Below are 19,188 nucleotides of genomic sequence, written 5' to 3'. Positions count from 1 at the left end.
GACACGGAACGGCGGTACCGCTGCACCCGCCCTGGGGGTTTCCCCGGGGCCGTTTCCGTTCCCCACCCGCTGGACGACCTCGCACGGGGAGCCGCGCCCTGTGGGTGCGGGGCTCCTGGGGGCGGACGCGCCCGCAAGGGCGCCGTCCGTTGTGCCCACCCGTTCCGCCCCAGCGGAACAAATGCCCACAACGGGGGGTGGGGGGCGGGCCGGCGGCCCGGAGCCGCCGCCTCGCAGGGCGGGGGGCTCGGGGGGTTGCCTCGCGGCGCGGAGCTGCCGCGCAGTTTGGGGGGGGCGGGGGCTGGGCCCCCGGTCTCGTCAGGGTTTCGGGGAGGGGTGGGGTGGGGTGGGGGGAATCCCACCCCACCCCTCCACCTCAGGCGTCGCCCCGCTTCAGGCCCAGGATCTCCGCCGCCGCGAACGTCTCCCCCGCCGGGCGGCCCGCGTAGTGCGGGGACAGCAGCCCGTCCAGTTCCTCGTACGTGAACGCGTCCTTCGTCGTGTCGAACTTCGCCGCCACCCTCGGCCGGTCCACGATCGCGACCATCCCGCCGTGGACGACCAGCAGTTGGCCGTTGACGCCCGCCGCCGCCGGGGACGCCAGGTACCCCACCACCGGCGCCACGTGCTCCGGGGCCAAGGCGTCCAGCTCACCCGCCCCCGGCTCCGCGAAGCCGGCGAAGACGTCCTCCGTCATCCGGGTCCGCGCCCGCGGGCAGATCGCGTTCGCCGTCACGCCGTACTTGGCGAGCGCCAGCGCCGTCGACGTCGTCAGGCCCACGATCCCGCCCTTGGCCGCCGCGTAGTTCGGCTGACCCGCCGAGCCCGCCAGGAACGCCTCCGACGAGGTGTTGACGATCCGGCCGTACACCCCGGACTCCCCCGCCTTCGCCCGGCCCCTCCAGTGCACCGCCGCGAAGTGGGTGGTGTTGAAGTGCCCCTTCAGATGGACCCGGATCACCGAGTCCCACTCGTCCTCGCTCATCGAGAAGACCATCCGGTCGCGCAGGATCCCCGCGTTGTTGACCAGGATGTCCAGCTTCCCGAACTCGCCCACCGCCAGGTCGACCAGGCCCCGAGCGGTCTCGAAGTCGGCGACGTCGCCGAGGTGCGCCACCGCCCGGCCGCCCGCCGCGCGGATCTCCGCGGCGACCTCCTCCGCCGGCGCGGCCGACGCCTCGCCGGAGCCGTCCCGCCCCGGCTGCCCGTAGTCGTTGACGACGACGGCCGCGCCCAGGCGGGCGAGCTCCAGCGCCTCGGCGCGCCCCAGGCCGCGGCCGGCGCCGGTGACGATCGCGGACAGGCCCTCCAGAGGGAGTGACATGTGTCGTGGTCCTCTCAGATCTCGATGCAGGTACGCAGCGCGACACCCGTCCGCATCTGCTCGATCGCCTCGTTGATCCCGGAGAGCGGCACCCGGTGGGTGATCAGCGACTCCAGGTCGATCCGGCCCGCCCGCCACAGCGCGATGGCCCGCTCGTACGAACGCAGCACGTCACCGCCGCCGTACATCGAAGGCAGGATCCGCTTCTCGTCGAAGAACAGCTCGAACATGTTGAGCTGCAGGTGGTCGTCGAGCGCGCCCGCGCCGACCACGCAGAGCGTGCCGCCGCGCCGGGTCGTCTCGTACGCCACGCGCGCGGTGGCGGACTTTCCGACGACCTCGAAGACGTAGTCGAAGCCCTCGCCCGCGGTGATCCGCTGCTTGGCGTCGGCGAGCGCGTCGGGGGCGACCGCCTCGGTCGCGCCGAAGCGCAGGGCCGCCTCGCGCCGCGACTCGACGGGGTCGACGGCGACGATCTGGGCGGCTCCCTGGAGTTTGGCACCCTGGATCGCGGAGATGCCGACGCCGCCGCAGCCGATGACGGCGACCGAGGAACCCGCCTCCACCTTCGCCGTGTTGATGGCCGCGCCGAGCCCCGTGGTCACCCCGCAGCCGATGAGGGCGGCGATGTCGAAGGGCACGTCGTCGGGGATCGGGACGGCGCAGCCGGCGTCGACGACGACCTCCTCGGTGAAGGTGCCGGTCCCGGCGAAGCCGAAGACCTCCCCTCCGGGCCTGCGGAAGTTGGGGGTGCCGGCGTTCATGAAGCCGGCCAGGCAGAGCTGGGTCTGGCCGCGCTTGCAGGCGGGACAGACCCCGCAGGCGGGCAGCCAGCACAGCAGCACCCGCTGCCCCTCGCCGAGCCCGGTGACGCCGTCGCCGATGTCGAGGATCTCGCCCGCGCCCTCGTGGCCGGGGATGAACGGCGCGGGCTGCGGGAGCACGCCGCTCATGGCGGAGACGTCGGAGTGGCACAGTCCGGTCGCCCTGACCCGGATCCTCACCTTGCCGGGGCCGAAGCCCACCGCCTCGACGTCGTCGAGGACCTCGAGTTTGTCCTGGCCGATCTCGTGCAGTACGGCTGCGCGCATGGTGCGGCTCCAATCACGAATGTTCGACGAGGGTGTCGGCGAGTACGGGGGCGTCGTCGCGCTCGGCCGCCGTGACCGACACCTGGACGCGGCCGTCCCCGGTCCACATCCGGATACGCAGGGTCTCGCCGGGGAAGACGACCCCGGCGAAGCGGGTGCGGTACGAGCGGACACGGGCGACGTCCCCGCCGAGCACCGTGTCCACCACCGCCTTGAGGGTGATGCCGTACGTGCAGAGCCCGTGCAGGATCGGCCGGTCGAAGCCGGCGAGCTTGGCGAACTCGGGGTCGGCGTGCAGCGGGTTCCAGTCGCCGGAGAGCCGGTAGAGCAGCGCCTGGTCCTCCCGTACGGGACGCTCGACGGTCCTGTCGGGCGCGCGGTCGGGAAGGTCGAGCCGCTCGGAGGGGCCGCGGTCGCCGCCCCATCCGCCCTCGCCCCGTACGAAGATCTGCGCGTCGCTGGTCCACAGCGGGCCGTCGTCGTCCGCCGCCTCGGAGCGCAGGACGAGGACGGCGGCCTTGCCCTTGTCGTGGACGGCGGCGACGCGGGAGGTGCTGACGGCCCTGCCCTGGACGGGGATGGGCCGGTGGAGCGTGATCGACTGGCCGCCGTGCAGGACGGCGGCGAGGTCGATGTCGATGCCGGGCGCGGAGAGCCCGCCGACGACTCCCATGCCGGCTCCGGCGACGGTGGCGAAGCTGGGCAGGACGTGGAGCCTGGATTCGAGGGTGTAGCGGAGTTCGTCGGGATCGGTCGCGGGGGTGCCGGCCCCCAGTCCCAGGTGGTAGAGCTGGACGTCCTTGTGGTCCCAGCGGATCTCGGCGCTGCGGGGCTCGGCGGCGACGGCCTCGGCGGCATCAATGGGCATGAGGATGCTGCTCCTTGGGGTGTGGAAGACCTCGGTGCGACCGTCCGCACCGTCGGCCGCACCGAGGCCGTGCGGGACCGTCCCGTACGCGCCCGTTCCGTTCTAGAACGCGTTCTAGGTCGGTGATCCTCATGTATAGCCGAGCGCGGATGAGTTGAGAACCCCTGACGGTACGTCAGTTGGGGCCGGGTGGGGACGGGCCTCGGGACATTTGTCACGGGCAGGTCCGTACATTCACGCCTGCCGGGGGACGGGGCCGGATTCGTAGCGTGAAGGCATGACGAACGAGCCTGCGGTCACCTTCGAGGCCGCGACGAAGAGCTTCGGGACGGTCCGCGCCGTCGACGGCATCGACCTGACCGTTCAGCGGGGCGAGACGGTCGCCCTGCTCGGGCGCAACGGCGCCGGGAAGTCCACCACCATCGCACTGCTCCTCGGCCTCGACGCACCCGACGGCGGCCGGGTCTCCCTCTTCGGCCGGGCACCCGCCCGCGCTGTCGCGGCCGGCCGGGTCGGCGCGATGCTCCAGGAGGGCCGCCCGGTCCCCCGGGTGACCGTGCGCGAGCTGGTCTCCTTCGTCGCCTGTACCTACCCGGTGCCGCTGCCCGTCGCCGAGGCCCTCGCCCTGGCCGGTCTGACCGAGCTGGCCGGCCACCGTGTCGACCGGCTGTCCGGCGGCCAGGTGCAGCGGGTCCGGTTCGCCGTGGCGCTGGCCGGGAACCCCGAGCTGATCGTCCTCGACGAGCCGACCGCCGCCCTGGACGTCGAGGCCCGCCAGGCCTTCTGGGACGCGATGCGCGGCTACGCCCGGCGCGGCAACACGGTCCTGTTCTCCACCCACTATCTGGAGGAGGCGGACGCCCACGCGGATCGGATCGTCGTCGTCGACCGCGGCCGCGTCCTCGCCGACGGCACGAGCGAGACCCTCAAGCGTGCGGCCGGCGGCAGCCTCGTCTCCTTCGACCTGGCCGGCGGCCCCACCGAGGAGCTTCCCTTCCTCCCCGGTGTCACGTCCGTCGAGATACGCGGCGACCGCGCCCGGCTGCGTACGGACGACTCCGACGCCACGGTCCTCGCCCTCGCGGCGAGGAACGCGATCCGCGGCCTGGAGGTCGCCCCGGTCTCGCTCGACGACGCCTTCCTGACCCTGACGCGCACCACCGCCACGACCCTGGAGACGACCCGATGATCACCGAGTACGTACGGCTCGAAGTCCGCCGGACTCTGCGCGACACCGGCTTCGTGATCTTCGGGGTGGGGATGCCGGTCCTGATGTACCTGCTCTTCACCAACCTCGGCACGGACGGGGCCGCGTGGAAGACCGCCTCCATGGTCGGCATGGCCGCGTACGGCGCCCTGGGCGCCGCCCTCTCGGTCGGCACCGGGGTCGCGGAGGACAAGTCCCTCGGCTGGCTGCGCCAGTTGCGGGTCACGCCGATGACCCCACGCCAGGTGGTGACCGGCCGCGCCCTGACCGGCTCGGTGATCGTCCTGCCCGCCATCGCCGCCGTCCTCCTCGCCGGCGCGCTCGTCAACGGCGTCCGGATGGAGACCTGGCAGTGGGCCGGTGTCGCCCTCGTCCTCTGGCTCGGCTCGCTCCCCTTCACCCTGCTGGGGATAGGCAACGGCTACCGCCTCACCGCGCAGACGACGGGCGTCGTGAACGTGGCCTGCAACCTGGGCCTCGCGGTCGTGGGAGGCCTGTGGTTCCCGGTGGAGCTCTTCCCCGCCTGGCTGCGCACGCTCTCCTCGTACACCCCGACCAACCGCTTCGCCGAGCTGGGCCGGGCACTGGCGGAGGGCACCGCGCCGGGCGTGGCGGCGATCGCCGTGATCGGGCTCTGGGCCCTGCTGTTCGGTTCGTACGCGGTCGTCTCGTACCGTCACTCCGCGAGGACGGCGTAAGGAGGGGGGACCATGCGCAAGAAGGGAAGCGGGCGGTGGGCACCGGAGGGGATGGGTCCGCCCAACGGACTGTCGATGCTGCCCTGGCTGCTCATGGGCATGGGCGCGGTCTCCCATCTCCTCCAGGGCGAGGTGTCCAACCCCTGGCTCACCGGCCTGGGACTGCTCGCCTTCAACTCCCTCTACATCGCGGTCGTCTTCCGTGCCTTCGACAGGAGGAAGCGTGAAGCGGCCGCCACCTGGTGGCTGCTGGCCGCCATGGCCGTCGTCACGCTCGCTCTCGGCATCGCCTACGGCGGCCCGTACCTGCTGTACTTCCCCCTGCTCGGCCTCGCCGCCGGTTCGGTCACCCGTGGGCGCCGGCTGCCCCAGGTGGTGTTCCCGCTCTGCGTCACCGCGGCCGTGGTGTCGGGAGTACGGGACGGCTGGGACGCGATCAACGTGGCCTACGGCACCTTCATCTCGGCCATGGTGACCGCCGCCATCTTCGCCCTGTCCGAGACGGTCCGGGAGCTGTGCGAGACCCGGCAGGAGCTGGCGCGCACAGCGGTCGAGAAGGAGCGGCTGCGGTTCTCCCGCGATCTGCACGACCTGCTCGGCCACACCCTGTCCGTCATCGTCGTGAAGTCGGAGGCCGCCCGCCGGCTCGCCCCGCGCGACATCGACGCCGCGCTCGCTCAGGTCGCCGACATCGAGTCCGTCGGCCGCCAGGCGCTCACTGAGATCCGCGAGGCGGTCACCGGCTACCGCGAGGGGTCCCTGGGGGCCGAGCTCGACCGGGCCCGCGACGTGCTCTCCTCGGCCGGGATCGAGCCGGTGGTGCGCCGCTCGGGACCGCCGCTGGAGCCGCGGACGGAGGCGCTGCTGAGCTGGGTCGTCCGCGAGTCGGCGACCAACGCCGTGCGGCACAGCGGGGCGACACGCTGCGAGATCGAGGTCGCAGGCAGTCCCGAGCGGGTCCGGCTGACCGTCACCGACGACGGCCGGGGCGCCGCCGGCTCCGGCACCGCGGGCAGTGGTCTCGCGGGCCTCCGCGAGCGGGTCGCGGCCGCAGGCGGCACCCTTGACTCGGGGCCCGCGCCGCGCGGAGGGTTCCGGGTCGCCGCGGAACTCCCCGTGGAGGCCCCGGCGTCACGGGAGTGGGAGCCCACGGGATGATCAGAGTTCTGCTCGCCGAGGACCAGGGCATGATGCGCGGGGCCCTGGCCCTGCTGCTGGGCATGGAGCCGGACATCGAGGTGGTCGCCCAGGTGGGCCGGGGAGACGAGATCGTGGACGCCGCGCTGCGCAGTCGTCCCGAGGTGGCGCTTCTCGACATCGAACTCCCCGGCCGCTCCGGGCTCGACGCCGCCGCCGACCTCCGCGACGAGGTTCCCGACTGCCGGGTCCTGATCCTCACGACCTTCGGCCGGCCCGGCTATCTGCGGCGCGCGATGGAGGCGGGGGCGGCCGGGTTCCTGGTGAAGGACGGCCCGGTGGAGGAGCTGGCCGTCGCCATCCGCGCGACACTCCGCGGCGAGACGGTCATCGACCCGGCCCTCGCGGCGGCCGCCCTCAGCGCGGGCCCGAACCCGTTGACCGCCCGCGAACGCGATGCCCTGGCGGCCTCCGTGGACGGGGCGACCATCGCCGACATCGCGGCGAAGCTGCACCTGTCCGAATCGACGGTCCGCAACTACCTCTCCTCCGCCATCGGCAAGACGGGCACCCGTAACCGCATGGAGGCCGTCCGGGCCGCGCGGCAGCAGGGCTGGCTCTGAGGAAGGGGTGAGGAAGGGATCAGTCCCCGCGCGACGGCCTCGGCAGCCACACCAGCATCAGGACCGCTCCCGCGACCAGCACCCCCGTCGCCGTACGGAAGGCCAGGGCGTAGCCCGCCGTCAGGGCCTCGGGGCTGGTGGCGCCGCCCGTCCGCGCCGCCGCCACGGTGGAGAAGACGGCCAGGCCCAGTGCGCCGCCCATCGTGCGGAAGGTGTTGACGAGGCCGGAGACGAGGCCCGCGTCGGCGGAGGCGGCGCTCGATGTGGCGAGGGTCGCGAGAGGGGTGATGAGCAGGCCCATGCCGGTCATCATCAGGATGCCGGGGCCCAGGATGATGGTGAGGAAGGTGCCGTCGGCGGTCATGGTCGACTGCCAGCCGAATCCGGCCGCGGCGACGAGGGCGCCGAGGACCGCGATGTTCCGGGCGCCGGCCACCGGCATCAGACGGGGCGCCAGTGTGGAGCCGACGATGGCGCTGACCGAGCTGGGGACGAGGGCGAGACCGGCCTGGAGCGGCGTGTAGCCGAGGACGTTCTGCGCGTACACGGTCATGAAGAACCACATACCGAAGGAGGTCGAGGCGCACACCAGGATCGCCACGTTGGCGGCCGAGACCGTCCGCGAGCGGAACACCTTCAGCGGCATCAGCGGGGCCGTCGTGCGCGCCTCGACGGCGACGAAGACCCCGAGGAGCGCCAGGCCGCCGAGCAGCGGGGCCAGCGTGGCCGGGGCGCCCCAGCCCGCCTCCTCCGTCTGCACGATGCCGTACGCGACGGCGGCGAGGCCGCCCGTGGCGAGGACCGCGCCCGGCAGGTCGAGCCGCCGCCCGCCCCCGAGGCGGCTCTCGCGCAGCGACAGCGCGGCGCCGATCAGGACCAGGACACCGATCGGGACGTTGATCAGGAGCACCCAGCGCCAGGAGAGCAGGTCCACCAGCGCCCCGCCGACGAACCCGCCCGCCGCGCCACCGGCCGCGCCGACCGCCGTCCAGGTGCCGATCGCCCGGGTCCGCGCGGACCCGGCGGGGACGGCGCCGGTCACGATGGTGAGCGTCGCGGGTGAGAGCACCGCGGCGCCCAGCCCCTGCACGGCGCGGGCGGCGACCAGCTGCCAGCCCTCCTGCGCGAGCCCGCCCGCGACGGAAGCGGCCGTGAACAGCCCGAGGCCGAGCAGGAACATGCTCTTGCGCCCGAAGAGATCGGCCGCCCGGCCGCCGAGCAGCATGAACCCGGCGAACGCGATGGAGTACGCGTTGAGGACCCATTGCAGTCCGGTGGCCGAGAGCCCGAGGTCGGCCCGCATCGACGGAAGGGCGACGTTCACCACCGAGACGTCGAGCACCACCAGGAACTGGCCCGCACACGCGGCGAGGACCACGAGCCAGGTGCGCGGAGGGCGGCGCGGGGAAGGGGACCGTGTGGCGGCTGACTCGGCTGACTCGGTGTGGGCCATGCGTGTGATGGTCGCAGACGCCCCGTGCCCCGTACATCGGGATTCGGTCCTACGACCGGCGGTCCGCGACCGCGGACTAGGACCTGCGGAGCATGGTCACCACCGCCGCCCCGCCGAGCCCGATGTTGTGCGCGAGCCCGACCCTCGCGCCCCCGACCTGACGTGTGCCGGCCTCGCCCCGTAGCTGCCAGACGAGTTCGGCGGCCTGGGCGAGACCGGTGGCGCCCAGCGGGTGGCCCTTGGAGATCAGTCCGCCCGAGGGGTTCACGACCCACCGCCCCCCGTACGTCGTGGCACCCGACTCGACGAGCTTGCCCGACGCGCCCTCCTCGCACATGCCCAGGGCCTCGTACGTCAGGAGTTCGTTGATGGAGAAGCAGTCGTGGAGTTCGATCACGTCCACGTCCTCGATGCCGAGCCCCGACCTCTCGTACACGGCCCGCGCGGCGGCACGGGACATCGGCCGGCCCACGGCGTCGATGCACGAACCCGAGGCGAAGGACTCCTCGGTGTCCGTCGTCATCGCCTGACCGACGATCTCCACGGCCCGCTCGTGCAGCCCGTGTTCCACCACGAACCGCTCCGACACGACCACCGCCGCCGCCGCACCGTCCGAGGTCGGCGAGCACTGCAGCTTCGTCAGCGGCCGGTGGATCGTCCTGGCGGCCAGGATCTCCTCGACCGAGTACACGTCCTGGAACTGGGCGCGGGGGTTGCCGGCCGAGTGCTGGTGGTTCTTCGCCCCGACGGCCGCGAGCTGGACCTCCGTCGTCCCGTACCGCTCCATGTGCTCCCGGGCCGCGTTCCCGAAGATCTGCGCCGTCGGCGGCGACATCTCGAAGCCGTGGGCGGCGGCCATGATTCCGTAGTGCCGGGCCACCGGCGAGGTCTTGAAGTCTCCCCCGTCCGACCCCCCACCCAGCGCGCCGCGTGCCATCTTCTCGAAGCCCAGCGCCAGGACGCAGTCGCTGATCCCGCCCTCCACGAACTGCCGGGCCATCATCAGCGCCGTCGACGCCGTCGCGCAGTTGTTGTTGACGTTGTAGACGGGGACGCCGGTCAGGCCGAGTTCGTACGCGGCGCGCTGCCCGGCCGTCGACGCCTGGAAGCAGTAGCCGACGGGCACCTGCTGCACCTGCTCGTACGAGATCCCGGCGTCGGCGAGCGCCGCCGTCCCCGCCTCCTTGGCCATGTCCCAGTACTGCCAGTCACGTGTCTCGGGCTTCTCGAACTTCGTCATCCCGACGCCGACGATGTACGCCTTCATTCCGCGACAACCCCCTCAGTCTCTCGGCAGGCCGAGCAGACGCTCGGCGACGACATTGAGCTGGACCTGCGTGGTGCCGCCCGCGATGGTCAGGCAGCGGGACATCAGCAGCCCGTGGACGGCCCGCTCCCCCGTCCCCTCCCGTACCGCGCCCTCGGGACCGAGCAGTTCGAGCGTGAGCTCGGCGACCTTCTGCTGGTGGACGGTCTGGACGAGTTTGCGGACGCTGGCGCCCGCGCCGGGTTCGAGCCCCGACACCTGGAGCATCGTCGTCCGCAGCCCGATGCAGGCGAGCGCGTGCGCCTCGGCGGCGAGCGCCCCGATCCGTACCCGTACGGAAGCGTCGGCGTCGGCGTCGGCGTCGGCGTCGGCCACGCGGGCGATCAACGCCTCCAGGCCGCTGTCGAAGGCGACCTGGTCGGCCATGTGGACGCGTTCGTTGCCGAGGGTGTTGCGGGCGACGCGCCAGCCCTCGTTCACCTCGCCCACGACGGCGTCGGCCGGCAGCAGCAGGTCGTCGAAGTAGACCTCGTTGAAGAGCGAGTCGCCGGTGATCTCCTTCAGCGGCCGGATGTCGATCCCCGGCGTCGTCCTCATGTCGACGAGGAAGTACGTGAGCCCCTTGTGCCTGGGGGCGTCGGGGTCGGTCCGGGCGAGCAGGATGCCGTGGTCGGCCGACTGGGCGGCGCTCGTCCAGACCTTCTGGCCGTTGATCCGCCAGCGGCCGTCCTCGGTGCGCTCCGCCTTCGTCCGCAGGGAGGCCAGGTCGGACCCGGCGCCGGGCTCGGAGAACAACTGGCACCACAGCAGCTCACCGCGCAGGGTGGGGCCGAGATAGCGGGCCTGCTGCTCCGGGGTCCCGTGCGCGAGGAGGGACGGTACGACCCAGGTGGCGATGCCGAGGCCGCTGAGCCGGACTCCCGCCGCGTCCAGCTCCCGCTGGACGGCGAGTTGCTGGAGCGGTTCCGCGCCCAGGCCGTGGGGCGGGGGCAGGTGCGGGGCGGCGTAGCCGGTGGCGGCGAGGGCCCGGCGCGCGGCTGCCGGGTCGAGCCCGGCGGCGGGTGCGATCGCGTCCCGGGCTGCGGCGCGGAACTCATCGGCCTCCGGCGGGAGTTCGAGGCGCAGCTCGCGCCGGGCCCCGCCGTCCGCGAGGCGGGCGGCGTGCGCGCGGTGGGTGTCGCCGGATCCGAGGAGCTGGCGGGCGACGAGGGCGCGGCGCAGCGTGATGTGGGCGTCGTGCTCCCAGGTGAAGCCGATGCCGCCGAGGATCTGGATGCAGTCCTTGGCGCAGCTGTAGGCGGCGTCGAGCGCGGTGGCGGCGGCGAGCGCGGCGGTGAGGGACCGCCCCTCTCCGCGGGCAGTCGGGGCGGTCCCGGCGGTCCCGGCGGCGCGGGCGGTCCCGGCGGTCCCGGCGGTCCCGGCGGTCCCGGCGGCGCGGGCGGCTCGGGCGGCGTCCCAGGTGAGGGCGCGGGACTGCTCGACGCGTACGAGCATGTCGGCGCAGAGGTGCTTGATCCCCTGGAACTGCCCGATGGGCCGCCCGAACTGCTCGCGCACCTTCGCGTAGGCGACCGCCGTCTCCAGTGCCCGCGCCGCGTTCCCGCAGGCGTCGGCGGCGTAGAGCACGGCGGCGAGATCCGGTACGAGTGCGGTGTCGACGCGCAGGACCCGATGGCCGGGCACGTGGACCTGGTCCGCGGTGACCTCGGCGGTCGGCCGGGTGGGGTCGGCGCACTCGTGGACCCGTACGGAGAGGGAGTCGGCGTCCACGGCGGCCCAGACGGTGCCGCGCGCGGTGGTCGCCGCCAGGATCAGCAGGTCGGCGTGGGCGGCGCCGAGAACGGGCGGCGCGGTCCCGTCGAGGAGGAGCCCGCGCCCGCCCTCGGTCTCGACCGCGGTCAGCCCGCCGGGCGCGAGGGCGACGGCGCCGATACGGGTGCCGCCGGCGAGGTCGGCGACGAGGTCGGCGAGCCCGGCGCGGTACAGGATCTCGGCGGCGAGGACGGAGGCCGGATACGGCCCCGGCAGCAGGGCCCGCGCGGCCTCCTCCAGGACGACGGCCAGATCGACGAGATCGCCGCCCCCGCCGCCGTACTCCTCGGGAAGGTGGAGGCCGAGGAGCCCCTGCGCGGCGAGGTCGTCCCAGTGCGCGGGTCGTCCGGTGACGGTGTCGGGCGGGGCGTCGAGGAGTTTGCGTACGTCCTCGGGAGGCACGGCGCGCGTGAGCCAGCCGCGCACGGACCTGGACAACTCCCGCTGTTCTTGCGTGATGGCGATGCCCATGCGCGGCAGACTAGAACACGTTTCATTCTGACGGAAGGTCAGAAACCCGGGAAGTTCACCCCGGTCAGCCGACGAAGGACTCGGGGCCGAAGCGACCCCACGCCACGAAACCCGCCAGGACGACATAGACCAGGTCCACCACCATGAGCGTGATCTCGTGACGCCGGAAGCGGGTGATCGCCGCACCCAGCATGAGGAGCACCAGACCGAGGGCGGCCAGGGGCACCAGAACCGGCGCGATGTCGAGCACGGCGGGCAGGATCAGACCCACCGCGGCGAGCACCTCGAGGGCTCCGATGGCCTTGATCCCGCCGGCGCTGAAGTCCTCGGTCCACGCCGCGCTCGGACCGAAGGAGGCGATCTTCTCCTTCGACATGATCAGCTTGCCGGCGCCACTGAACAGGTAGGCGGCGGCCAGCAGTCCGGTGACGATCCACAGAGCGATGTTCATGAGGTCTCTCCTGCTGCTTGTGCGTACGCTGTCACCCCTCTAGGACAGAGCGGCCCGGCACCCTGTGACAGCGGCGCATGTGACGTGCGTCTCCCGCGCCCATTCATGATCCACAGACCGGCGCCTTGGATACCCTGCGGGAGGCGGGGAGCCCGACCGGGCAGCGTGGTGGGCGAGTTGGCGGGAGGGGTTCCGTGCGGGGATCGACGGAGGAGACGGGCACGGCCGGGTACCGGCCGCTGCTGTTCTCCATCGCCTACGGAATGACCGGATCGGTCGGCGACGCCGAGGACATCGTGCAGGACGCGTTCCTCGGCCTGACCCGGGCGCACCAGGCCGGGACCGTGATCGCCGCTCCGAAGGCGTATCTGACCACGGCGGTCACGCGGCTGGGGATCAACCACCTGAGTTCGGCGCGGGTACGACGGGAGACCTACGTCGGCGAGTGGCTGCCCGAGCCGGTCGTCGTGACCGTCGACAGGCCCGGACCCGCCGAGCACGCCGAACTGGCCGACTCCCTGTCCATGGCGTTCCTCGTGCTCCTCGAGGCCCTCTCGCCGATGGAGCGGGCGGTGTTCGTGCTGCGCGAGGTGTTCGGGTACGGCTACCCCGACGTGGCGGCGATCACCGGGAAGACCGAGGCCAATTGCCGTCAGATCTTCGCCCGCGCCAGACGGCGCATCGACGCCGGAAGGACGACGGCCGACAGTGCGCCGCCCCGCGAGCGGCGGGCGGAAGGCGACGAACTCGCCCGCAGGTTCTTCGAGGCCACCGAGGGCGGCGACATCCACGCGCTGCTCGGCATGCTCGCGCCCGACGTGGCGCTCTACGGGGACGGCGGCGGCAAGGCGCGGGCGATCGGGAAGCTGCTGACCGACCAGCAGCGCGTCGTCAAGCTGCTCGTCTTCGGGCTCCGCAAGGTCCGCAAGCTCGGCGCCTCCCTCCGGCCGGCCCGGGTCAACGGCCGGCCGGGCGCCGTGCTGCGCGACGCCGAAGGGCGGGTGGCCAGCGTGATCGAGCTTGACATCGCCGACGGCGTGATCCGCTCGATCCATTCGGTGGTCAACCCCGACAAGCTCGGCCACCTCGGACCGGTGTCCGACATGGCGCGCCTGCCGGAGAAGTGATCCGCCCGCACCCGACTGTCAGTGCCACCTGCCAGGATCCCTCCCGTCGGAACGGACATCGACGGGGAGAGAACGCACCATGGGCACGTGGGACATCGGCCACTTCGACAGCGACACCGCCGCGGACTTCTCGGGGGATCTGGACGACGCGCCGGAGGGCGAGCGGGCCGGGCTGCTGCGCGACCGGCTCCGCGAGGTGGCCGGGACGGGTGACGCGTACCTGGACAGCGACATCGCGGTGGAGGCGGCCGTCGCCGCGGCGGCGCTGATCGCGGCGCAGTGCCCGGGCGGCGAGCCGGTCACCACGCCCTACGGCCCCGACGAACCCCTGCCGGAGCTGCCCGTGGAGCTGCGGCCGCTCGCGGTGGAGGCCCTGGACCGTGTCCTCACGAAGCCGTCCGAACTCCTGGAGCTGTGGGACGAGTCGGACGGCGCGGGGCCCTGGAAGGAGGGCGTCCTGCGGCTGCGTACGGTCCTGGCGGCAGCGGCCGGGGAGGCAGCCGGAGAGACGGCGGCCTCCCTGGGCTGACGCGGCCTCAGCCGACCTCGTCGAGCAGCAGCCTCGCGGCCACCGTCGCCCCGTCGGTGCGGATCGTGGAGGCCACGGCGGTCGCTCGTGCGCGGGTCTCGGCGGCCAGGGCCGTCCCGAGCGCCGCCGACAGGGACGCGAAGGTCGGAGCCGGACCGTCGTGTGCCGCGCCGATGCCCAGGTCGGCCACCCGACCCGCCCAGTACGGCTGGTCCGCCCCCTGGGGCACCACCACCTGCGGCGCGCCGGCCCGAGCAGCGGTCGTCGTGGTGCCCGCGCTGCCGTGGTGGACGACGGCGGCCACCCGGCGGAACAGAGCCTGGTGGTTGACCTCGCCGACGACGAAGCAGTCGTCCTTGTCGTCGATCGGGGCCACGTCGGCCCAGCCGCGGGAGACGATGACGCGGCGGCCCCGCGCACGGCTCGCCTCGACGGCCACGCGGGCGACGTCCTTCAGGGAGCCCATGGGCATGCTGCCGAAGCCCACGTACACCGGCGCTTCGCCGTCCTCCAGGAACGCCACCAGCTCGGCCGGGAGCGGGCGTTCGTCGGTCCGGATCCACGCGCCGGTCTGCACGACGTCAAGGTCGGCCGGCTGCCTCGGGTCCAGGGTCGGGTCCGTGGCCAGCCACGGCCGGTCGGTGAAGGCGTAGTCACGGACGTTGTCCACCGGTGGCAGACCGGCCGACGCCCGTCGGGTGTTGAGCAGCTCGCCGAACATCGCGTTCGCGATCTCGGCGTCCAGATCCCACAGCGCCTCGTTGTCGGTCACGTCCGCCGGCAACGGCTGACCCCGCCGCCCGGGCGGCCTGCGGTACGGCGACGGCAGGACGACCGGCGTGTGACTCACGTGCACGTAGCGCATGCCCAGCTTCTCGGCCACCGACCGCGCCCCGGTCGTGACCGGCAACGGGCCGCCCGCCACCAGTGCGTCGCATCCCTCGGCCGCCGCGGCGACCGTCTCGAACTGCGCGGCCATCAACTCGGCCGCACGCTGCGCCAAACCCACCGCCGACCCCGGCGTCACCGAGCTCACCATCGGGCGCACCGGCTGCCCGGTCGGCACCAGCGGCACCCCGACCCCGGCCAGCAGCTCCGCGAACTCCTCGTCCGGCGGCGCGCACACCCGCACCTCCGCGCCGAGTGCCCGCAACCGCGCCGCGAGCCCCACCATCGGCTCGACGCTTCCGCGCGCCCCGTACGTCGACACCACTACTCGCACTGTGCGACTCCCCGTTTCCTCCGTGCCCAGGCTCCGGCCTGGATGCGTGATTCTGCGGCACGACCCGGGTCTTGCCGCAAGCCCCCCGGTCCGCTATACGTTGAGAGTGGCAAGGAGTGGGTGACCTCCTTGCCTTTGTCTTTTGGACGGTGTGGTCCGCGTGCGACGCGTAGGGCACCATGGCTGCTCACACCCGCATACCCGCCAGTAGCACCGCCAGCAGGAGGACCCCGCGATGGCCGCAGCGCCCGCCCCCGAGATCCTTGACGCCTTCGAGGCAGCCAAGGGCTTCATGCCCGTGAAGGAGGGGCTCGCGCTGTACGAGGCCGCGGCCGAGGCGGCGGAGCTCGGCCTGCCGCTCCTCGAGGTCGGCACGTACTGCGGGCGCTCCACGATCCTGCTGGCCGACGTGGCCCGCCGGGCCGGGACGGTCGCGGTGACCGTGGACCACCACCGGGGCAGCGAGGAGCAGCAGCCGGGGTGGGAGTACCACGACGCGACCGTCGTCGACCCCGAGGTCGGCCTGATGGACACCCTGCCGACGTTCCGCCGGACGCTCCGCAAGGCGGGCCTGGAGGAGCACGTCATCGCGGTCGTGGGCCGCTCGCCGCAGGTCGCGAAGGTCTGGGCCGGCGAGCTCGGCTTCGTCTTCATCGACGGCGGCCACACCGACGAGCACGCCACCAACGACTACGAGGGCTGGGCGCCCAAGGTCGCCGCCGGTGGCCTCCTCGTCATCCACGACGTCTTCCCGAACCCGGAGGACGGCGGCCAGGCCCCGTACCGCATCTACCTCCGCGCGCTGGAGTCCGGCGACTTCGAGGAGATCTCGGTCACCGACTCCCTCCGCGTCCTGCGCCGCCGCTGACGCGGGGGGCCGAGCCGCAGGCTGTCTCCGGCCCTGGTGTGCTCCACCAGGGCCGCACTCACCCCGCCCGGTCCGGTCCGCCGGACGTGGAACTCCAGCAGGCTCTCCGACCCGGGGACGCGGTACGCCGGGTACCACCGCCAGGCGTGCGGCAGCAGGGGTGACTCGACCGTCACGTCCTGTCCCTCCCGGAGCGGATAGGGCTCGCCCGTCCTGACCCGGAGGATTGCCAGCTCGGCGCCGATCCGTTCGTGTCCGGTGACCGTCGCGTGCCAGTACGGGGGCTCGGCGAGGGCCCGGTCCGCGCCCGCCACCATCGCGTCCACCGCGAACCGCAGCATCCGCAGCCACGCCTCCTCCGCCTCGGCGCACCAGTCCTGTCCCGCCTGTCGACGCAGCGCCTCGCACAGCGCCTCCTCGAAGGCCTCGTACTGCGCGGGCCAGACCCCCAGCTTGCGGTGCTCACCGCCGAGTCGCCCCAGCATGACGGTCAACTCGTCCGGGCGGTGCAGGTGGTCGATCAGATGCTGGAACATCCGCCCCAGGTGCTCTCGCTGGAAGTCCAGCGACTCGGGGAAGAGCCGGCGCAGGTAGGGCCTGCGCCGGAACATGCTCGCGTACAGGTGTGTGATCAGCGCGTCGAACGGCAGCAGCGGCTCCAGGTGCCGTCGGATCATCTGCTGGTCGGCCGCCGCGGCCGCACCGTCGTAGGAGTTCCCGGCCTCGCCCGGTTCACCTGCCGAGGATCCCGGTGTGAGGATCTGCCGGCGCAGCCGCATCGCGTGCTGGCGGGCCAGCAACGTGTCGTACTCGTTGGTCCCACTGATCTGCATGCGGCGAAGGCTAACGATGTGTCACATGGCCCTCCGGTATGGCCTGTTCGGCCCTGTGAGGCAGGGCCGTTCGACCCTGGTGGAGCGGAAGAAGGGCGGGGCGCGACAGCGACGTTCCGCCAGTGCGCGATGCCTCGCCATCGCGCACCTTCCCCATACCCCCCACAGACCCTTCACAGTCGCCTCGCGTCGACGGACCATTCGGCGGCGGCTGCCACTAGAGTCGCAAGGTGCCGTACGACCACCGGAAAGACCACCGGAACACCCACCGGAAGATCCTCACCCTCGCGGGCTCCCTCGTCGCCTGCGCCGCCCTCGCCGGGTGCGGTGGGACCGCCGGGAGCGCCGGGACCGCCGGGACCGCCGGGACCGCCGGGAGCGTCACACCCCAGCGAACCGCCGACGCGAAAGCGACCGGCTCCCCCACCCCCGAGCCCACCCCCGAGCCCACCCGGGCCCAGGCCGCCCGCCCGCTCTCCGGGCGCACGATCGTCATCGACCCCGGCCACAATCCCGGCAATTTCCAGCATTCCCGGGAAATCAACCAGAAGGTCGATATCGGCACAGGCCGCAAGGAATGCGACACCACGGGCACGTCCACCGACGCCGGCTACACCGAGGCCGCATTCACCCTCGATGTTTCACACCGTCTGCGGGATCTCCTCAAGGCCCAGGGAGCGAAGGTCGTCCTCACCCACGACGCCGAGCGCCCCTTCGGCCCCTGCATCGACGAGCGCGCGCGGACCGGCAACACCGCCCGCGCCGACGCCGTCGTCTCCGTGCACGCCGACGGGTCCGCCACCGGCCACCGCGGGTTCCATGTGATCCTGCCCGCCCTCGTCACCTCCGGCTCCGCCGACACCACGAAGATCGTCGGCCCTTCCCGTACCCTCGGCGAGGACATCGCCCGGCACTTCGCCCGCGCGACCGGCTCCGCGCCCGCCAACTACCTCGGTTCCGGCACGGGGTTGGACGTGCGCAAGGATCTCGGGGGGCTCAACCTCTCGAACGTTCCCAAGGTCTTCGTCGAATGCGGCAATATGCGTGATCCGAAGGATGCCGCGCTCCTCACGGATGCGGCATGGCGCCAGAAAGCGGCGCAGGGGATCGCGGACGGCATCGGGACCTACCTCAAGGGGTAGAACCGACGGACGATAGATTCGCTCCGTACGATGGGGCCGCCCCCGTGCTCCGCGCCACCCCGACGAGACGACCCGACGAAGGACTCTTACGTGAATATCCGCTCCCTCACTCGAGGCGATGGCGTTCTGATCGGTGCAGCGGTGGTGCTGTTCATCGCCTCGTTCCTCGACATCAACGGCTGTGACGCCAGCGAGGCCATCTGCGACCAGGTCCCGTCCACGAACTCCTGGGAGTTCTCGCCCCTCGGCTGGGGCGCCGTCCTCCTCGGCATCGCCGGTGCCGCGCTGATCGTCGTCTCGCACGCACTGCCGCAGCCCCGCAAGGTCGTGGGCCTCGAGCTTGGACAGGTCGGTGTCGCGTTCACCGTGGCCTCGGCGTGGTCCATGCTGATGTGGGTGTTCGAGTCGAACAACGTGGGCGCCGGCCTCATCCTCGGCCTGATCGCCTCCCTGGTCCTCGCCGGTGCCGCCATCGCCGCCCCGCTGGTGCCCGCCCTCAAGGGCCCGCTGCTGAGCGCGCCGAAGCCGCAGGCCCCGCAGCCGTACGGCATGCAGCCGGGCCAGCCCGGACAGCCTGGCGTTCAGGGCGGCTACGGCTACCCGGGCGCCCAGCAGCCCTACGGCATGCAGCAGCCGCAGCCGGGCCAGCACGACCCCTCGCAGGGTGCCGGCCAGCCCTACGGCGCCCAGGCCCCGCAGGCCCAGGCACCGGCACCGGCCGCCGCCCAGCAGCCCACCCCCGCCGGCGCCCCCGCCGGCGCCCCCGCCGACTTCACGCCGTTCTGGTTCGCGGTCCCGGTCGCCCGCCCGCTGTACGGGGAGGACGGTTCGCCGACCCCGATCGCCGAACTGGCCCCCGGTACCTGGTACCTGGCGGTCGAGCAGCGCGGTCCCGGTCTGATCGCCCAGACCCAGGACGGCCGTCGCGGCGTCCTGCAGGACACGACCGGCATCCAGCGCGGCTGACTGTCCGGCCCGCACGACGGCCCCTCGCCCTTCCGGGCGGGGGGCCGTTGTCGTACAGTCCCCGGGAAGCAAGGAACTGACGGACCGTCAGGAAGGCCT

Annotated in this window: 18 protein-coding genes; 9 read left to right on the top strand and 9 right to left on the bottom strand. The window is 72.8% G+C overall.

The features are described 5' to 3' along the window. Positions 1-376 precede the first annotated feature (376 nt). From FDM97_RS08060 to FDM97_RS08050, 3 genes are read right to left on the bottom strand one after another with little or no spacing between them, the layout of a single operon-like run. On the bottom strand, positions 377-1,324 hold the full coding sequence (locus FDM97_RS08060; protein ID WP_137989565.1) for a 3-oxoacyl-ACP reductase: 948 nt from the start codon (positions 1,322-1,324) through the stop codon (positions 377-379). A gap of 14 nt (positions 1,325-1,338) precedes the next feature. Next, positions 1,339-2,415, bottom strand: coding sequence for a Zn-dependent alcohol dehydrogenase (locus tag FDM97_RS08055; protein WP_137989564.1), 1,077 nt, complete (start codon positions 2,413-2,415; stop codon positions 1,339-1,341). Positions 2,416-2,428: 13 nt separating this feature from the next. Next, a complete protein-coding gene (locus FDM97_RS08050) occupies positions 2,429-3,283 on the bottom strand; it encodes a MaoC/PaaZ C-terminal domain-containing protein (RefSeq protein WP_137989563.1) in 855 nt (284 codons plus the stop codon). 277 nt (positions 3,284-3,560) lie between these two features. On the opposite strand from FDM97_RS08050, the gene FDM97_RS08045 reads away from it, so the two are divergent. The 4 genes from FDM97_RS08045 to FDM97_RS08030 are packed head-to-tail and all read left to right on the top strand — an operon-like array spanning position 3,561 to position 6,948. Beyond that, complete coding sequence (locus FDM97_RS08045) at positions 3,561-4,472, top strand: ABC transporter ATP-binding protein (protein WP_137989562.1); 912 nt, start codon at positions 3,561-3,563, stop codon at positions 4,470-4,472. Next, on the top strand, positions 4,469-5,188 hold the full coding sequence (locus FDM97_RS08040; protein ID WP_432816200.1) for an ABC transporter permease: 720 nt from the start codon (positions 4,469-4,471) through the stop codon (positions 5,186-5,188). The genes FDM97_RS08045 and FDM97_RS08040 overlap by 4 nt, the downstream gene beginning before the upstream one ends. Before the next feature lie 12 nt (positions 5,189-5,200). Continuing rightward, the gene (locus tag FDM97_RS08035) at positions 5,201-6,346 is read left to right on the top strand and encodes a sensor histidine kinase (protein ID WP_137989561.1); all 1,146 of its coding nucleotides are present in this window, start codon (positions 5,201-5,203) and stop codon (positions 6,344-6,346) included. Further along, complete coding sequence (locus FDM97_RS08030) at positions 6,343-6,948, top strand: response regulator transcription factor (protein WP_137989560.1); 606 nt, start codon at positions 6,343-6,345, stop codon at positions 6,946-6,948. The genes FDM97_RS08035 and FDM97_RS08030 overlap by 4 nt, the downstream gene beginning before the upstream one ends. 19 nt (positions 6,949-6,967) lie before the next feature. Here FDM97_RS08030 and FDM97_RS08025 read toward each other — a convergent pair whose 3' ends face one another. From FDM97_RS08025 to FDM97_RS08010, 4 genes are all read right to left on the bottom strand, one after another. Continuing rightward, the gene (locus FDM97_RS08025) at positions 6,968-8,401 is read right to left on the bottom strand and encodes an MFS transporter (protein WP_137989559.1); all 1,434 of its coding nucleotides are present in this window, start codon (positions 8,399-8,401) and stop codon (positions 6,968-6,970) included. A 76-nt stretch (positions 8,402-8,477) separates the two neighbouring features. Then, the gene (locus FDM97_RS08020; RefSeq protein WP_137989558.1) at positions 8,478-9,668 is read right to left on the bottom strand and encodes a lipid-transfer protein; all 1,191 of its coding nucleotides are present in this window, start codon (positions 9,666-9,668) and stop codon (positions 8,478-8,480) included. A gap of 15 nt (positions 9,669-9,683) precedes the next feature. Beyond that, positions 9,684-11,951 carry an acyl-CoA dehydrogenase gene (locus FDM97_RS08015; RefSeq protein ID WP_137989557.1) on the bottom strand — a complete coding sequence of 756 codons (2,268 nt, stop codon included), beginning with the start codon at positions 11,949-11,951 and terminating at the stop codon, positions 9,684-9,686. A gap of 64 nt (positions 11,952-12,015) precedes the next feature. Beyond that, positions 12,016-12,402: a DoxX family protein gene (locus FDM97_RS08010; protein ID WP_137989556.1), complete on the bottom strand. Its 387-nt coding sequence runs from the start codon at positions 12,400-12,402 to the stop codon at positions 12,016-12,018. 194 nt (positions 12,403-12,596) lie between these two features. Between FDM97_RS08010 and sigJ the strand changes: the two genes are divergently transcribed. Both sigJ and FDM97_RS08000 read left to right on the top strand, forming a co-directional pair. After that, positions 12,597-13,529, top strand: a complete 933-nt coding sequence (gene sigJ / locus FDM97_RS08005) for an RNA polymerase sigma factor SigJ (protein WP_137989555.1) — start codon at positions 12,597-12,599, stop codon at positions 13,527-13,529. Positions 13,530-13,608: 79 nt separating this feature from the next. After that, on the top strand, positions 13,609-14,058 hold the full coding sequence (locus tag FDM97_RS08000; protein WP_137989554.1) for a DUF4259 domain-containing protein: 450 nt from the start codon (positions 13,609-13,611) through the stop codon (positions 14,056-14,058). Positions 14,059-14,065: 7 nt separating this feature from the next. Here the strand turns inward: FDM97_RS08000 and FDM97_RS07995 are convergent, their stop codons facing one another. Further along, positions 14,066-15,280: a glycosyltransferase gene (locus tag FDM97_RS07995; RefSeq protein WP_284440284.1), complete on the bottom strand. Its 1,215-nt coding sequence runs from the start codon at positions 15,278-15,280 to the stop codon at positions 14,066-14,068. 235 nt (positions 15,281-15,515) lie between these two features. Here FDM97_RS07995 and FDM97_RS07990 point away from each other — a divergent pair, with 235 nt between their 5' ends. After that, a complete protein-coding gene (locus FDM97_RS07990) occupies positions 15,516-16,148 on the top strand; it encodes a class I SAM-dependent methyltransferase (protein ID WP_137989553.1) in 633 nt (210 codons plus the stop codon). Here FDM97_RS07990 and FDM97_RS07985 read toward each other — a convergent pair. Beyond that, positions 16,070-16,981, bottom strand: coding sequence for a globin domain-containing protein (locus tag FDM97_RS07985; protein WP_254705532.1), 912 nt, complete (start codon positions 16,979-16,981; stop codon positions 16,070-16,072). The two genes, FDM97_RS07990 and FDM97_RS07985, sit on opposite strands and share 79 nt — an antisense overlap. 230 nt (positions 16,982-17,211) lie before the next feature. Here FDM97_RS07985 and FDM97_RS07980 point away from each other — a divergent pair, with 230 nt between their 5' ends. Both FDM97_RS07980 and FDM97_RS07975 read left to right on the top strand, forming a co-directional pair. Continuing rightward, complete coding sequence (locus tag FDM97_RS07980; RefSeq protein ID WP_137989552.1) at positions 17,212-18,123, top strand: N-acetylmuramoyl-L-alanine amidase; 912 nt, start codon at positions 17,212-17,214, stop codon at positions 18,121-18,123. A gap of 90 nt (positions 18,124-18,213) precedes the next feature. After that, the gene (locus FDM97_RS07975; RefSeq protein WP_137989551.1) at positions 18,214-19,089 is read left to right on the top strand and encodes a DUF5336 domain-containing protein; all 876 of its coding nucleotides are present in this window, start codon (positions 18,214-18,216) and stop codon (positions 19,087-19,089) included. The last annotated feature ends 99 nt before the right edge of the window (positions 19,090-19,188 follow it).

The organism is Streptomyces vilmorinianum (genome assembly GCF_005517195.1).
GTDB lineage: Bacteria > Actinomycetota > Actinomycetes > Streptomycetales > Streptomycetaceae > Streptomyces > Streptomyces vilmorinianum.
This window is presented reverse-complemented; position numbering and strand designations above follow the sequence as displayed.